The organism is Enterobacter sp. ZOR0014 (assembly GCF_000798855.1).
GTDB classification, from domain to species: Bacteria; Pseudomonadota; Gammaproteobacteria; order Enterobacterales; family Enterobacteriaceae; genus Enterobacter; species Enterobacter kobei.
The window spans coordinates 1-16019 of sequence record NZ_JTLF01000030.1 but is presented as its reverse complement, the minus strand read 5'-3'; the positions used below and the strand labels follow the sequence as shown (position 1 = coordinate 16019).

Here is a 16019-nt window from a genome sequence, read left to right as displayed (position 1 = left end):
CATGTCAGTGAGGGTACGCCTTTAACATACCACTCAATAATACCTTTTAAATACCTTTGTGGCGATTGTTTGATCAATGTAACAGTTTTGTTGTACACGAATCGAGCCAGCAGATTGTGCTGAAAAAAAATGCAAAGGGTGGAAAATCGGTTAAGTCGGTACCAGGCTTAGTCTGCCCATAAAAAATGGGACGGGATAAACACACACCGACACGATGTCGGATTTACGGGAGTATCACATGACTGATATTGCGCAGTTGCTTGGCAAAGACGCCGACAGCCTTTTACAGCATCGTTGTATGACCATTCCAGCCGACCAGCTTTACCTGCCTGGTCATGACTATGTTGACCGGGTGATGGTGGATAACAACCGTCCGCCAGCGGTTCTGCGAAATATGCAAACGCTCTATAACACCGGACGACTGGGTGGCACCGGCTATCTCTCTATTCTGCCGGTAGACCAGGGCGTTGAACACTCGGCGGGTGCCTCCTTTGCCGCGAATCCGCTCTATTTCGATCCGAAGAACATCGTTGAACTGGCGATAGAAGCGGGCTGTAACTGCGTGGCGTCCACCTACGGCGTGCTGGCCTCCGTCTCGCGTCGCTATGCCCACCGCATTCCGTTCCTCGTGAAGTTGAACCACAACGAAACCCTCAGCTACCCAACCGAATATGACCAGACCCTCTACGCCAGCGTCGAGCAGGCGTTCAATATGGGGGCGGTGGCCGTTGGCGCGACGATTTACTTTGGCTCTGAACAGTCCCGCCGTCAGATTGAAGAGATCTCTGCGGCGTTTGAGCGTGCGCACGAGCTGGGTATGGTCACCGTGCTGTGGGCGTACCTGCGTAACTCAGCGTTCAAAAAAGACGGGGTAGATTACCACGTCTCCGCTGACCTGACCGGGCAGGCGAACCATCTGGCCGCGACCATCGGCGCGGATATTGTGAAGCAGAAAATGGCCGAGAATAACGGTGGCTATAAAGCGGTCAACTTCGGCTATACCGACGATCGCGTCTACAGCAAGCTGACCAGCGAAAACCCAATCGACCTCGTGCGCTACCAGCTGGCGAACTGCTATATGGGCCGCGCGGGGCTGATCAACTCCGGCGGGGCTGCAGGGGGCGACACTGACCTGTCAGATGCGGTGCGTACAGCGGTTATTAACAAACGCGCGGGCGGCATGGGGCTGATCCTGGGCCGTAAGGCGTTTAAGAAATCGATGGCCGACGGCGTGAAGCTGATCAATGCGGTTCAGGACGTCTATCTGGACAGCAAAGTAACGATTGCCTGATCTGAGGACGAAACGTAGGCCGGGTAAGGCGTAGCCGCCACCCGGCAATACAATCAGCGCAAAAGCACACAGTCCGGCGGCAATCTGCACTGCAGCGCGCCGGGCAACACCTCAATACGGAATAGTGTCCCGCTCAGCGGTTCGCCGTCGAGATTAAAGGTCATCCCGTGCGGGGCATTCACCTCAAACCATGCCGATTTCCCGGCAATAATATTCGGGCTCTCTTCGGGCTGCGTCAGCGTGGTAAACAGCGCGGGCAGCAGGCCGTCACCTGTGAAAATACGTAGCTGGAGCTGACCGTCATTGATCAGCGCCTCCGGGCAGAGCTGCTGTCCGCCGCCTGCCTGACGGCCATTGCCAATCCCAATCACCAGCGCATCTCCCTGCCAGTGAAAATCCTCGCCATGAATTTCGCAGCGGTCTGGCTTAAGGGTATCCATGCGCATCAGACCGTGGATCAGATAAGACACGCCGCCCAGCGCCGCCTTCAGCTTTTCCGGCGTTTCGCTGGTGATGCGCGTGCCAAATCCGCCCGTCGCCATATTAATAAAGCAGGTTTTGTCATTCACCTGGGCAATATCTACCGCGGTGGCTTTGCCAAGGATGGCCAGCTGGAGTGCTTTCTCTAAATCTTCCGGGATCCCGGCGCTGGTGGCGAAATCATTGGCGGTGCCGAGCGGTAAGATGCCCATCACCGGGCGGTCAGCCGGGGGCAGGTCGATAAGCGCACTGGCGATCTCGTTGATGGTTCCGTCGCCGCCGCCGGAAATGATGGTCTCAGCGCCTAACCTGATACCTTCGTCGATGTAGCGTGCCGCATCTCCTTTTTCAAACGTTACACGCACATGAATACGCGCGCCATCTTCACGCAATCCGGTAATCGCCTGACGCAACAGATCGTTGCCTGCACTTTTGCCATTGAGAATCAATAAACTGTCTGGATAGGTTGCCATCCGCACTGCTCCCTTTTTTAGCGTTAGTAAGAGTGTATAGCAGAGCGGAAAAAAGCGTGTAAGAACAGGATGAAAGCTGCAACATATCCAATGGGATGAGGCTTCCGGTGTTCATGCTGATACACTATTTAATACCTTTTAAATCACATACAGTTTTATTTAACTTAAGGAAATTATTAAAACCTACAATTATCACTCCACCCGTGACAATCAGAAGGGTGATGATTCCAGCAAGTATCTTTTTCCCGGTTGCTTCAGAGTCAATTGCATCCTGTAATTCTGCACGAAGATCTCCATCATCTGTCGTGATATAAATGCATACATCTTTAAGATATTGAGCAGAAACTGGATCTTTGATGATCTCCATGCATTCAATTTTATTCCAGGACTGGTTATTCTTCTTATCATATACACGGTGTTTAGAAACATAGAGTTTTTCGCTATCGCTAATATTGTATGTGACATATCCTGCTTTCATGTACGGTGCATCATAGAGGATGCTACATGCGGTGATAATGAACAGAACACCAAAGAACATGGTGCTGACAGCCTCCAGTCGCATCGTTCTTTTGACGCCCACCGCTCCAAACAGCCCTGTGAAACGCAATACCGATCGCTCAATTTTTCCTTCATTCAGAGCCTTGGATATTAATTTTGCATCGTCAGTTGATGCTACTCTTACTCCGTTTTTAAGTCTGAATAGCTGCTGATTGTAATTTTTTTCGTCATATTCGCAGTATTCTTTATCTGAGTACTTAATTCTAAATAATTTTAGAATCAGTCCTGTAAAGAAGCTAATGCTTGGTAATTTCATAAAAAACAACAGCGCAAAAAAGACCAGCAAATACAATTTGTAATCACCAAGTGCTTCAGAGATATAGTTACTCATTTCTCAGGATCCTTTTGATATTTTCAACTTAACGTTGCCAGACATTGTATATGAATTTCATACACGAAGCGTCAGACACCCCCGTTACGGCTGGCGCTTTTGTGTCGGTAGGGCATCTGGTACCCAGATGGGGGGCTCTAGAAAAAAAATAAGCCCGCGTAAGGGAGATTACGCAGGCTAAGGAGGTGGTTCCTGGTACAGCTAGCATTTATGGGTTATGTTTTTCAGCGGGGGGATAATACCCGTATTGAACGAAGCGGTATGTGATCCGATTCTAAGAATTATCCCACCGTGAAAAAATTCCCCTGATTAACTATTTACCGTGTGGGTTTCGGGTGCTTTCACCGTTGAAATTACGCATCAGCAGCGCGAATTTCAGCTCCACCTCTTCCGGAACCGGCAGCCAGACGGTATGACCGTCACCCGGGGCAACCTCAATCGCTTCGCCTTTACCGTTTTCCAGATGCTCCAGCGTGAAGTTCATATTGCCCTGCGGGGTCATCAGCTCCAGGCTGTCGCCTTTGGTGAACTTATTTTTCACCGCCACGGCCGCCAGTGCGCCCTTACGCTCGCCGGTGAAGTCACCGACAAACTGCTGACGCTCGGAAACGGAGTAGCCGTGCTCATAGTTCTGGTAGTCATCGTGAGTGTGACGACGCAGGAAGCCTTCGGTATAGCCGCGGTGCGCCAGACCCTCCAGGGTTTCCAGCAGGCTGGTATCGAACGGTTTACCGGCTGCCGCATCGTCGATGGCCTTGCGGTAGACCTGCGCGGTACGCGCGCAGTAGTAGTAGGATTTGGTGCGGCCTTCGATCTTGAGGGAGTGCACACCCATCTGGGTCAGGCGTTCAACGTGGGCGATAGCGCGCAGATCTTTCGAGTTCATGATGTAGGTGCCGTGTTCGTCTTCAAAGGCGGTCATGTACTCGCCCGGACGTTTGGCTTCTTCAATCATAAACACGCTGTCGGTTGGTGCGCCGATGCCCAGCGTCGGCTCAACGTTGGTCACCGGGATCGGTTCATGTTTGTGGACAATGTTGCCGATGTCGTCCTCTTTGCCTTCCTGGACGTTGTATTCCCAGCGGCAGGCGTTGGTGCAGGTACCCTGGTTCGGGTCGCGCTTGTTGATATAGCCGGAAAGCAGGCAGCGGCCGGAGTAGGCCATGCAAAGCGCGCCGTGAACGAAGATTTCGATCTCCATATCCGGCACCTGAGTGCGGATCTCTTCGATCTCTTCAAGGGACAATTCGCGAGACAGGATAACGCGGGTCAGCCCCATCTGCTTCCAGAACTTCACCGTCGCCCAGTTGACGGCGTTAGCCTGTACCGATAGGTGAATATCCATCTCCGGGAAGTTCTCCCGAACCAGCATGATTAAACCCGGGTCCGACATGATCAGCGCGTCCGGCCCCATATCCACCACCGGCTTCAGGTCACGGATGAACGTCTTCAGCTTGGCGTTGTGCGGCGCGATGTTGACCACCACGTAGAATTTTTTGCCAAGGGCGTGCGCTTCGTTGATGCCGAGCTGCAGGTTCTCGTGGTTGAATTCGTTGTTACGCACGCGCAGCGAGTAGCGAGGCTGGCCCGCGTAAACGGCGTCGGCACCATAGGCGAAAGCGTAACGCATATTTTGCAGCGTTCCCGCCGGGGAAAGGAGTTCCGGTTTAAACATGTTTGTTCTCGTTCTGATGACAGGTCAGATCCGCATGCACCAGGTGCAGCGGTAAGGGGAGATCCCCCACTTTAAGGGCGGGCATTGTAGCGCTGAGGGGCAGGGAGGTAAAGTGATTGTGCCGGGTGGCGGCTTCGCCTTACCCGGCTTACGTTGACCCGCGGCGGACTAGGCTATCCTGCACGCATCCGCTTCCCAGCGGTACCCCACGCCATACACCGCGCGGATAAACGACTGCTCGGCGTCCAGCGCCTCCAGCTTGCGGCGCAGGTTTTTGATGTGGCTGTCGATGGTGCGGTCAGTCACCACGCGGTAATCATCGTACAGATGGTTCAGCAGCTGTTCTCGGGAAAATACCTTCCCGGGCTCATGAGAGAGGGTTTTCAGCAGGCGGAATTCGGCAGGCGTCAGGTCCAGCAGCTTACTGCGCCAGCTTGCCTGGAAACGGCTTTCGTCGACAATCAGCGGGCTTTGTGCATCCAGCACTTGCAGTTCGCGCTGCGGTTTGCAGCGGCGCAGAATGGTTTTCACCCGGGCGACCACTTCACGCGGGCTGTAGGGCTTGCAGATGTAATCGTCCGCGCCGATTTCGAGGCCCAGCAGGCGGTCAATCTCTTCAATTTTGGCGGTGACCATGACGATCGGCACGTCGGAGAAGCGACGAATTTCCCGGCACAGGGTCAGGCCATCGGTACCCGGTAGCATCAGGTCCAGCAGGATCAGGTCCGGCGGCGTCTGGCGCACGTACGCCAATACCTGGTCGCCGTGGCTTATCAGTGACGGGGCATAGCTGGCCGCGCGTAAATAGTCGATCAGCAGTTGCCCCAGCTTGGGTTCGTCTTCGACAATCAAAATACGTGGCGTGTTTTCGTCAATCGGTAACTCGGTCATGCTTCTCTCGATAAATCCCGTTCCAGAGGTAACTCTACTGTAATGCTAACCCCGCCAAAAGGCGAATGGGCGGCGCGGATCGTCCCATTATGCGCCTCGACGATGTTAACGCAAATCGCCAGCCCCAGGCCGGATCCGCCGCTGGCGCGGTTGCGGGAGCCTTCGGTCCGGTAAAAACGTTCGAATAGTTTGTCCAGCTGTGCATCCTGCACCCCTGGAGCGGAATCGGCGAAGGTGAGGGCAAAGCGCCCGTTTTCTTGTCTGCCGGAGATATGCAGCCCGCCGCCGCTGTCGGTATAGCGCAGGCTGTTTTCCAGCAGATTATTGAAGAGCTGCATCAGACGGTCTTTGTCGCCAAACACCACCGCGCTGTCCGGCAGGGAGAGATCGATCTTCAGGTTGCGGCTGGCAAACCGTTCCCGGAAGGCGCCGCTGGCAACTTCAAGCACGTTAATCACATCAACCGGCGCCTTCTGGTAGGCCAGAGCCCCTTCGTCGGACATAGAGAGCTGATGGAGGTCATCCACCAGTTTGGTGAGTGTGCCCACTTCCGCCTGCAGAGAGGCCACCGATTCAGGCGTAAACTGACGTACGCCGTCCTGAATGGCTTCCAGCTCGCCGCGCAGGACCGCCAGCGGCGTGCGCAGTTCGTGAGAAATATCGGCCATAAAGTCGCGTCGCATCTGCTGGTTTTTCTCCAGCGTGCTGGCGAGCTGGTTAAAGTCCTGCGCCAGCCGGCCGAGTTCATCCTGGCTACGGGTATCGACGCGGGTGGTGAAATCCCCGGCGGCCAGCTTGTGCGTACCTTCCACCAGCCGCTTTACCGGGGCGAGCAGACCGCGCGCCAGCGGGAAGGTGGCGAGCGCGGCGAGCAGGGTGGAGAGAGCGACAATCAGCCAACTGGTCCGGCGCTGCTGGCGGTCAAAGTTGATGTCGGTGTTGCGCGTCAGGCGCTCCACCGGGGAGGCGATAACCCAGCCGACGGTGGCGTTATTGACCTTAATCGCCCGCCGGGTGCCGTCCGGCGGAATCGGCGCGCGCGGGCCAACCAGCGTGCGCATCTCCTGGTCAATGACCCAAAACTGGGTGCGCCAGCCGTGCGGCGGCATGCCCGGGCCGGGACGATCGTCCCCGGTATCGTGCTCCAGCGAGCGCAGGATCTGGAAAATAAAGCGGTCATTGTTGCGCAGAAAACGCCAGTTGCCGTGCTGGGCGTACTGCTCGCCCAGCGCATCGCTTAAGCCCTGCAGACGCTGCTCGTTGCCGTGCTTAATGTAATCAATAAAACCCCGCTCAAAGCTGACCCGCACGGCCCAGTGCATGGTGATCAGCAGGACGATACAGGTGGCGAAGATCGCCACAAAGAGCTTGCCGGTGATCCCCGGTCGCCAGAATTTCATGAGCCACTCCTTTTGCCGCGCCTAATCACGACGTTCTTGCTGGTATCATCCGGCACTCTGGCGAAGATGAATGCGGGCAGGGCGATGATGACCGCCATGCTGAGATACGTATATAAAAAGATCTGATGCGCCACCGGCGTATCGACGCTGAGATGGTGCTGGCCGTACATGCCGAGCAGCAGTCCGGCGATCGTCACCCCCACGCTCATGGAGAGCTGCATGATCATCGACAGCAGGCTGTTGCCGCTGCTCGCCAGTTCGTCCGGCAGATCTTTCAGCGTCAGGGTATTCATCGACGAGAAACGCATGGAGTTTATGATTCCCTGGCAGAACAGGACCAGCGGCAGAACGTAGAACCAGCCCATTAACGCCACGGCCATGAACAGCAGGCTCACCAGCGCCAGCCCCAGCGTGGCGGCCACCAGCACGTGACGATAGCCAAAACGGTTCACCACCTGCACTACGATGCGCTTCATGCCCATGCTGCCGAGCACCATCGGGATCATCATCAGGCCCGCGTGAAACGGTGAAAATCCCATCCCGATTTGCAGAAAAACGGGGGTCATGAACGGCAACATGCCGCTGCCAATACGTCCGGCAAAACTTCCCAGCAGTCCCAGACGGTAGGTCGGGTTTTTAAACAAATTCAGGCTGAACAAGGCCCGATCGTTTCCTCTGGCATGCCACAGGTACCACAGAATCGCGGTGATGCCGAGGGCGACCAGAACACCGAGCATGAGGGAAGAGATCCCCAGCCCCTTTTGTCCGTCGAGCGCCAGGGTGAGCGTGGCCATGCCCGCTGCCAGCAGAATGAAACCGAAGAAATCGAAGCGACGCGTCTGCATTGTGTAGTTCGGCATCAGCGCCAGGGTGGCAATCGCGCCGATGATGCCCACCGGCAGGTTGATTAAGAAAATCCAGTGCCACGAGGCGTACTCCACCAGCATCCCGCCCAGCGCCGGGCCCAGCAGCGGCCCCACCTGGCCGGGCAGGGTGACAAAGGTCATCGCCGCCATGTACTGCTCGCGCGGGACAATCTTCATCACCGTTAATCGCCCGACGGGCACCATCATCGCCCCGCCAACGCCCTGCAGCACGCGCGCCATGACCAGCTGGTCGAGGGTACTGGCCTGAGCGCAAAACAGCGAGCCGGTGGTGAACAGCACGATGGCGGTAAAGAAGATATTTCGCACGCCCACTTTGTCCGCCAGCCAGCCGCTGGCAGGCAGCATGACGGCAACCGTCAGCACGTAGGCGACAATCACCATATGCATATGCAGCGGGCTCTCCCCCAGGCTTTTCGCCATGGAGGGGAGGGCAGTATTGACGATAGTCGTGTCCAGCGACTGCATAAAGAAGCCGAAGGCGACTATCCATAACTGCCAGCGAACGTTAGCGGGGAGGTCGGTCATTTACTCGGTCACCGTGGATCTGTTTTTACGCGAAAAACGCAGCCGCAGGCGGTCGAAGAACAGATAGACCACCGGCGTGGTGTACAGCGTCAGCAGCTGGCTCATCACCAGGCCGCCGACAATCGTGATCCCCAGCGGCTGGCGCAGTTCAGACCCGTCGCCGCCCGAGACAACCAGCGGCAACGCACCAAACAGTGCCGCCAGGGTGGTCATCATGATCGGACGAAAACGCAGCAGGCACGCCTGGAAGATCGCCTCTTCCGGGGAGAGATTGCCATTACGCTGGGCGTCCAGCGCGAAGTCGACCATCATAATCGCGTTTTTCTTCACGATACCGATCAATAGCATGATCCCGATGAGCGCGATAAGGCTGAATGGCGCACCAAACAGCTCAAGCGCCAGCAGTGCCCCCACGCCCGCGGAGGGTAGCGTCGAGAGAATAGTCAGCGGGTGAACGTAGCTCTCATACAGGATACCCAGCACAATGTAGACCGTGGCGATGGCGGCCAGAATCAAAATCACCTGCGAGTTCATCGTCTCCTGGAACACCTGCGCGGTGCCGGCAAAACTGCCGCGCACGGTGGACGGCACGCCGAGCTGCGTCATCGCACGGTTGATCGCATCGCTGGCTTCGGAAAGCGACGAACCGGCGGGCAGGTTGAAGGAGATGGTCGACGCCGCTGACAGCCCTTGGTGGTTTACCGACAGCGGCGCGTTGGCTAGCTGCCAGCTGGCAAAGTAGGAGAGAGGAATCGCCTTGCCGTCGTTGTTAATCACAAACATTTTGTCCAGGGCGCTGATGTCCTGGGTATAACGCGGATCCACCTCCATCACCACCTTGTACTGGTTCATCGGCTGGTAGATGGTCGAGATCTCACGCTGGCCGAAGGCGTTGTTCAGCAGGCTGTTGGCGGCCTCAACGTTGATGCCCAGCCGCGACATGGTTTCGCGGTCGTAGGTCAGGGCCATCTCGGCGCCGTTGTCCTGCTGGTCGGAGTTCACGTCCGCCAGCTGGGGCAGGGCGGCCAGCGCCTTGCGGATCTTCGGCTCCCACTCGCGCAGGGCGGCCAAATCATCCGAGAGCAGCGTGTACTGATAGCTGGCGTTAGCCTGACGCCCGCCGACGCGGATATCCTGAACGGCCATCAAAAACAGGTTGGCCCCCGGCTCTTTGGCGAGCTTGACCCGCAGGCGGTCGATCACCTGCTGGGCGGTTTCATTGCGCTCGCTTCGCGGTTTGAGGGTGATAAACATCATCCCGCTGTTGACGCGCGATCCGCCGGTAAAGCCGGTGACGTTATCCACGGCGTTGTCTTCACGAATGATCTTCATAAAGTCCTGCAGCTTGCCGCGCATCGCCTGGAACGAAATGCTCTGGTCCGCCTGAATGCCGCCCATCAGCACGCCGGTATCTTGCTCCGGGAAGAAGGTTTTCGGGATGGTGATATACATCCAGACGTTGAGCACAATGGTGCCGATGAGCACCAGGCCGACAAGTCGGGTATGGTTGAGCACCCACTTCAGCGATTTGCCATAGCCTTCCTGCATCGCCATCAGGAAACGGCCAAAGCCTTTGCGACGCGGCTGGGAGTGCGGCTTGCTGCGCTTGAGCATCCACCCGCACATCATCGGCGTGAGCGTCAGCGAAATCAGCAGCGAGATGCCGATGGCGACCGAAAGCGTGACGGCAAACTCCCGCAACAGCCGACCCGGCAGGCCGCCCATCAGCAGCAGCGGCAGGAACACCGCCACCAGGGACAGGCTCATGGAGAGCACCGTAAAGCCCACCTCGCGCGTCCCCTGCAGCGCGGCCTGAAGTGGCTTCACGCCCGCTTCCAGATGGCGGGAAATGTTCTCCAGCACCACGATAGCGTCATCCACCACAAAACCCGTCGCAATGGTCAGGGCCATCAGCGACAGGTTATTGAGGCTAAACCCGCACAGGTACATGGCGGCAAAGGTGCCAATAAGCGACACCGGCACGGCCACCGCCGGGATCAGCGTCGCCCGACCGGAGCGCAGGAACAGGAATACCACCAGGATCACCAGCGCGACGGAGATCACCAGCGTCTGCTCCACCTCCTCAAGCGAGGCGCGAATGGTCGGGGAACGATCCTGGGCAATTTGCAGATCGATCGCGGCCGGGATGGTTTCCTGGAGCTCCGGGAGGCGGGCGCGAATGCTGTTCACAGTCTCAATAATGTTCGCTTCCGGCAGCTTGCGAATCATCAGCAGGATAGCCGGTTTGGCGTTGGTCATCCCGGCATTGCGCACGTCCTGCACCGAGTCGGTGACGCTGGCGACGTCGCTTAAGCGCACCGCCGCGCCGTTGTTATAGTGAATGATCAACGGCTGATATTCAGCTGCAGTTTTCAGCTCGTCGTTGGTGTGGATCTGCCAGCGGTGGCTGCTGTCCTCAACCGCCCCTTGCGGTTTGCGCACGTTGGCGTTGCTGATGGCGGATCGCACATCGTCCAGCGACACGCCCTGATTGAACAGCGCCTGCGGGTTTAATCCCACGCGCACGGCGGGCAGGGAGCTCCCGCCGACGCTCACGTCACCGACGCCGTTAATCTGCGAGATCGTCTGCGCCAGCTGGGTGGACGCAAAGTCGTAAAGCTGCCCCTGAGAATAGGTATCGGAGGTCAGCGTCAGGATCATGATCGGCGCATCGGACGGGTTGGCCTTGCGGTAGGTCGGGCGGCTCGGCATCCCGCTCGGCAGCAGGCTTTGCGCGGCGTTGATGGCGGCCTGCACGTCGCGCGCTGCGCCGTTAATATCCCGGTCGAAGCTGAACTCCAGAATGATGCGCGTACTGCCGAGCGAACTGCTGGAGGTCATCTCGTTGACCCCGGCAATCCGCCCGAGCGAGCGCTCCAGCGGCGTGGCGACGGATGACGCCATGGTTTCCGGTGAGGCGCCCGGCAGCGAGGCGCTGACCATGATCACCGGGAAATCCACCTGCGGCAGGGGGGCCACCGGCAGTAGCCGGAAACCGAGCACGCCGCAGAGGGTGATGGCGAGCGAGATTAATATTGTCGCCACCGGGCGATAAATGAAGAGGGCGAAAAACTTCACTTACGCCTCCTCTTCACGTTTCGGGAAGCGGCTTTTCGTCCACAGCGCCAGACGGTCAAACAGCAGATAAATCACCGGTGTGGTGAACAGGGTCAATACCTGGCTCACCAGCAGACCGCCGACCATGCCTATTCCCAGCGGGCGGCGCAGCTCCGCGCCGACACCTGTGCTGAGCATCAGCGGCAGTGCGCCAAGCAGGGCCGCCAGCGTGGTCATCAGGATCGGACGAAAACGCAGCAGACAAGCCTGGAAGATAGCCTCACGCGGCGACATGCCCTGCTCACGTTCGGCGGCCAGCGCAAAGTCGATCATCATGATGGCGTTTTTCTTCACGATCCCAATTAACAGGATGATGCCGATAATGGCAATCACATCCAGCTCGCTGCCCGCCAGCATTAATGCCAGCAGCGCCCCCACGCCTGCCGTCGGCAGGGTAGAGAGGATGGTGATCGGGTGGATAAAGCTTTCGTACAGCACGCCGAGCACGATGTACATTGCCACGACGGCGGCGACAATCAGCCAGATGGTGTTGCCCAGTGCGGCCTGGAACGCCAGCGTGCTGCCCTGGAACTGGGTCTGAATATCGGACGGGAAGCTGAGCGCTTTTTCAGCCGCCTGGATCGCCTCCACCGCTTCGCCGAGCGAATAATTGTCCGACACGTTGAAGGAAATCGTGGTGGACGGGAACTGATCCAGGTGGTTAATCGACAGCGGGGTATAGCGCTCTTCCACCGTGGCGATAGCGCTTAACGGCACAATCCCACCGTCTTTGCTGGTCAGGCGCACCGAATCCAGCCCGGCCAGACCGGGTGTATTTTCCGTGTTGTGCTCCAGTACCACGCGGTATTGATTCGCCTGGGTGTAGATGGTGGAGATCAGTCGCTGCCCAAACGCGTTATACAGGGCGTTATCCACGTCCGCCATGGTAATGCCGAGACGGCTTGCCGTGTCGCGGTTGACGTTCACATACGCGGCCAGCCCTTTGTCCTGCCAGTCGCTGCTTACATCGTTAAGTTGCGGCAGGGTTTTTAGCTTATCGACCAGCTGCGGCACCCAGGTGCTGAGGGCATCCAGCGTGGTGGCCTGCAGCGTAAACTGGTACTGCGTGCGGCTGACCTGGGTATCAATGGTCAAATCCTGTATTGGTTGCAGATAAAGCTCCACGCCCGGCACGCGGGCCACGGCGCTTTGCAGCCGTGCAATAACGGCGTTGACGCGATCGTCACGCTCATCCAGCGGCTTGAGGTTGATCTGCAGACGGGCGCTGTTCAGCGACGGGTTGGTGCCGTCGACGCCCACGTAGGACGTCAGGCTCTCTACCGCCGGGTCTTTCATGACGATCTCAGACACCTGCTGCTGACGCTGCGCCATATTGGCGAAGGAGACCGACTGCGGCGCCTGCAGGGTTCCCTGAATAATGCCGTTGTCCTGAATCGGGAAGAAGCCTTTCGGGATAAAAATCCACAGCATCACGCTGAGCGCCAGCGTGCCAAGCGCCACGCCGAGCGTGGCCCATGGATGGTTCAGCACTTTGGCCAGCACGCGACCATACGCCGCAATGATCCGTTCGAACATCCGCTCGGAGGCGAGCGAGAAGCGGTTTTGCTTGCGCAGGGACGCGTGGCTCAGCATGCGGGCGCACATCATCGGCGTCAGGGTCAATGACACCACGGCGGAGATCAAAATGGCCACCGCCAGCGTGACGGCAAATTCGCGGAACAGTCGCCCGACGATATCGCCCATAAACAGCAGCGGGATCAGCACGGCAATCAGCGAGAAGGTCAGCGAGATAATGGTAAAGCCGATCTCACCCGCCCCTTTCAGCGCCGCCGCCAGCGGTTTTTCGCCTTTCTCGATATAGCGCGAGATGTTCTCGATAACCACGATGGCGTCGTCCACCACGAAACCGGTGGCGATGGTGAGCGCCATTAGCGTCAGGTTGTTGATTGAAAAATCGAGGAACACCATCACCGCAAACGTGCCAACCAGCGAGAGCGGCACGGCGACGGCGGGAATAATGGTTGCCGGGACGTTGCGCAGGAACAGGTAGATAATCATCACGACCAGGGCAATCGCCAGCATCAGTTCGAACTGAGTGTCGGTGACCGACGCGCGAATGTTTGTGGTGCGGTCGGAAAGCACCTTCACGCTGACCGACTTCGGCAGGCTTTCGATCAGCTGCGGCAGCATGGTGCGAATGCTGTCGGCGGTTTCGATGATGTTGGCGCCCGGCTGGCGCTGGACGTTCATTACGATCGCCTGCTGCTTGTTCGCCCATGCGCCAAGCCAGCTATTCTCCGCCCCTTGCTCCACCGTCGCCACATCGCCCAGACGCACCGGGGCGCCGTTCTGGTAAGCAATAATCAGCTGACGGTATTCATCCGCGGACTGCATCTGATCGTTGGCAGAGAGCGTGACGGCGCGGGTTGGGCCGTCCAGCGAGCCTTTTGCCGAATTAACGTTGGCGCTGCTGATGGCGGTGCGGATGGTTTCACTGGTCAGCCCCAGTGCGGCAATCGCCTGCGCATTAAGCTTAACGCGCACCGCCGGGCGCTGCCCGCCCGCCAGCGTGACGAGACCGACGCCGGAGACCTGAGAAATCTTTTGCGCCACGCGGGTCTCGACCATGTCTTCCACCTGCGTCATTGGCATGGCGGAGGAGGTGACGGCAAGCGTCATGATCGGCGGATCCGCTGGGTTTACTTTGCTGTAGACCGGCGGGTTAGGCAGGTCCGACGGCAGCAGGTTGGTGGCCGCATTGATGGCGGCCTGAACTTCCTGCTCGGCGACATCCAGCGACAGCGTCAGCTGGAACTGTAGCGTCACGACAGAGGCTCCGCCGGAGCTTTGGGAGGACATCTGCTTCAGGCCCGACATCTGCCCAAACTGGCGCTCCAGCGGGGCGGTGATGGCGGACGTCACCACGTCCGGGCTGGCGCCGGGATAAAGCGTCACCACCTGAATGGTGGGGTAATCCACTTCCGGCAGCGCCGAGACGGGCAGGAAGCGGTAGCCGATAATCCCGGCCAGCAGGATCGCCACCATCAGCAGCGTGGTGGCGACAGGACGGAGGATAAACAGGCGTGACGGCCCACCTGTAGCGACGGGAGGCATAACCTGCATCAGGAGGCCGCTCCCTGTTTCGCAGGTTCAACCACTTCCACTTTCGCCCCTTCGGTCAGACGGTCGATACCGTCGGTGACCACGCGGTCTCCAGCGGAAAGCCCGGCGCTGATTACCACCGTCTGACTGTCCTGAATCCCGGTTTTCACCAGATGCTTACTGACTTTGTTTTCACTGTTCAGTACCCAGACAAAGTTGCCTTCGTTACCCATCTGCAGCGCGGCGGTGGGGATCACCACCGCGTTCTCTTCGGTCGCGACCAGCATTCGCGCGTTGACGAACTGGTTCGGGAAGAGGGCATCGTCCTGGTTGTTAAAGCGGGCCTTCAGCTTAATGGTACCGGTCGTGGTGTCGATCTGGTTATCCAGGCTGAGCAGGCTACCTTCGCTGAGCTTCTGTTTATTGGTGCGGTCCCAGGCTTCCACCACCAGGCCTTTCCCGGCTTTTTGCGCCTGAATGACCGTCGCAATGTCGCTTTCCGGCAGGGTAAAGACTAAATCAATCGGGTGAGTCTGGGTGATCACCACGATGCCCGTGGTATCTCCGCTGGAGATTTGGTTGCCGATATCGACCTGCTTCAGACCAACCCGCCCGTCAATCGGTGCGGTGATGCGGCTCCAGTCGAGCTGTAACTGGGCGCTGGCCACGGCGGCTTCGTCGGCTTTGATGGTGCCCTGCGTTTCGCTGACCAGCGACTGCTGTGTGTCCAGCTCCTGGCGGGAGACCAGATTGGTTTTTACCAGCTGCTGATAGCGCGCTAAATCACGCCGGGCGTTGGCAAGGGTGGCTTTGTCTTTCGCGAGCTGTCCCTGCGCCTGGGCGAGGGCCACTTTAAACTGGCTTGGGTCGATCTCCGCCAGTAAGTCACCGGCCTTAACCTGCTGACCTTCCTGGAAGTGGATCGCAATGAGCTGACCATCGACGCGGCTACGCACCGTGGCGGTGTTAGCGGCGGTAATGGTTCCGAGCCCCGTCAGATAACGCGGAACGGCTTTACTCACCGCCGTAGCTGCCTGAACCGGCGCCAGCGCACCGCCTCGCATACCGTGACGGCCGCCACCTGCCGGGCGCTGTGATGCGCTGTTGGCACCGGCGGGGGCGCCAGAGTTTGCGGATTGGCTGTGCCAGTACCAGGCGGCGGCAAGTGCCACCACAATGATGCCAGCGGCGATCGCCCAGCGGGATTTATTACGGCCTTTCATCGTTATACGTTCTCATCCTGAATACTTCGGGGAATGATACTAGTTTAGTCAGGCAACACAGCGGAAAAATGGAGGAAATATGGAAGACTGTCTGGAATTATGTTC

General features: G+C 58.1%; 10 protein-coding genes. 1 reads left to right on the top strand and 9 read right to left on the bottom strand.

Going from position 1 to position 16019, the window contains the following annotated elements; genetic code table 11:
* The first annotated feature begins 238 nt into the window (after positions 1-238).
* Positions 239-1291, top strand: coding sequence for a class I fructose-bisphosphate aldolase (gene fbaB, locus L977_RS01265; protein WP_014170857.1), 1053 nt, complete (start codon positions 239-241; stop codon positions 1289-1291).
* Positions 1292-1344: 53 nt separating this feature from the next.
* Here fbaB and yegS read toward each other — a convergent pair whose 3' ends face one another.
* The 9 genes from yegS to L977_RS01220 form a co-directional block, all read right to left on the bottom strand.
* Positions 1345-2244, bottom strand: a complete 900-nt coding sequence (gene yegS / locus L977_RS01260) for a lipid kinase YegS (RefSeq protein WP_047624387.1) — start codon at positions 2242-2244, stop codon at positions 1345-1347.
* A 124-nt stretch (positions 2245-2368) separates the two neighbouring features.
* Positions 2369-3133 (bottom strand): hypothetical protein, encoded by a 765-nt coding sequence (locus tag L977_RS01255; protein WP_045268764.1) that lies wholly within the window; start codon positions 3131-3133, stop codon positions 2369-2371.
* A gap of 313 nt (positions 3134-3446) precedes the next feature.
* Positions 3447-4808, bottom strand: coding sequence for a prephenate-dependent tRNA uridine(34) hydroxylase TrhP (trhP, locus tag L977_RS01250; protein WP_008500866.1), 1362 nt, complete (start codon positions 4806-4808; stop codon positions 3447-3449).
* A gap of 168 nt (positions 4809-4976) precedes the next feature.
* The gene (gene baeR / locus L977_RS01245; protein ID WP_014884522.1) at positions 4977-5699 is read right to left on the bottom strand and encodes a two-component system response regulator BaeR; all 723 of its coding nucleotides are present in this window, start codon (positions 5697-5699) and stop codon (positions 4977-4979) included.
* On the bottom strand, positions 5696-7099 hold the full coding sequence (gene baeS / locus L977_RS01240; protein ID WP_023330891.1) for a two-component system sensor histidine kinase BaeS: 1404 nt from the start codon (positions 7097-7099) through the stop codon (positions 5696-5698). The genes baeR and baeS overlap by 4 nt, the downstream gene beginning before the upstream one ends.
* A complete protein-coding gene (locus tag L977_RS01235; protein ID WP_014884520.1) occupies positions 7096-8511 on the bottom strand; it encodes an MFS transporter in 1416 nt (471 codons plus the stop codon). The genes baeS and L977_RS01235 overlap by 4 nt, the downstream gene beginning before the upstream one ends.
* Positions 8512-11589, bottom strand: a complete 3078-nt coding sequence (gene mdtC, locus L977_RS01230; RefSeq protein WP_047624384.1) for a multidrug efflux RND transporter permease subunit MdtC — start codon at positions 11587-11589, stop codon at positions 8512-8514. It lies immediately after the preceding gene.
* Positions 11590-14712, bottom strand: a complete 3123-nt coding sequence (locus L977_RS01225; protein WP_047624382.1) for an MdtB/MuxB family multidrug efflux RND transporter permease subunit — start codon at positions 14710-14712, stop codon at positions 11590-11592.
* The gene (locus L977_RS01220) at positions 14712-15914 is read right to left on the bottom strand and encodes an MdtA/MuxA family multidrug efflux RND transporter periplasmic adaptor subunit (RefSeq protein ID WP_014884517.1); all 1203 of its coding nucleotides are present in this window, start codon (positions 15912-15914) and stop codon (positions 14712-14714) included. The genes L977_RS01225 and L977_RS01220 overlap by 1 nt, the downstream gene beginning before the upstream one ends.
* Positions 15915-16019: the final 105 nt, after the last annotated feature.

Excerpts from the sequence above, each read along its gene's own strand:
- fbaB (WP_014170857.1), top strand. The coding sequence starts at position 239 with ATGACTGATATTGCGCAGTTGCTTGGCAAAGACGCCGACAGCCTTTTA.
- yegS (WP_047624387.1), bottom strand. The coding sequence starts at position 2,244 with ATGGCAACCTATCCAGACAGTTTATTGATTCTCAATGGCAAAAGTGCA.
- L977_RS01255 (WP_045268764.1), bottom strand. The coding sequence starts at position 3,133 with ATGAGTAACTATATCTCTGAAGCACTTGGTGATTACAAATTGTATTTG.
- trhP (WP_008500866.1), bottom strand. The coding sequence starts at position 4,808 with ATGTTTAAACCGGAACTCCTTTCCCCGGCGGGAACGCTGCAAAATATG.
- baeR (WP_014884522.1), bottom strand. The coding sequence starts at position 5,699 with ATGACCGAGTTACCGATTGACGAAAACACGCCACGTATTTTGATTGTC.
- baeS (WP_023330891.1), bottom strand. The coding sequence starts at position 7,099 with ATGAAATTCTGGCGACCGGGGATCACCGGCAAGCTCTTTGTGGCGATC.
- L977_RS01235 (WP_014884520.1), bottom strand. The coding sequence starts at position 8,511 with ATGACCGACCTCCCCGCTAACGTTCGCTGGCAGTTATGGATAGTCGCC.
- L977_RS01225 (WP_047624382.1), bottom strand. The coding sequence starts at position 14,712 with ATGCAGGTTATGCCTCCCGTCGCTACAGGTGGGCCGTCACGCCTGTTT.
- L977_RS01220 (WP_014884517.1), bottom strand. The coding sequence starts at position 15,914 with ATGAAAGGCCGTAATAAATCCCGCTGGGCGATCGCCGCTGGCATCATT.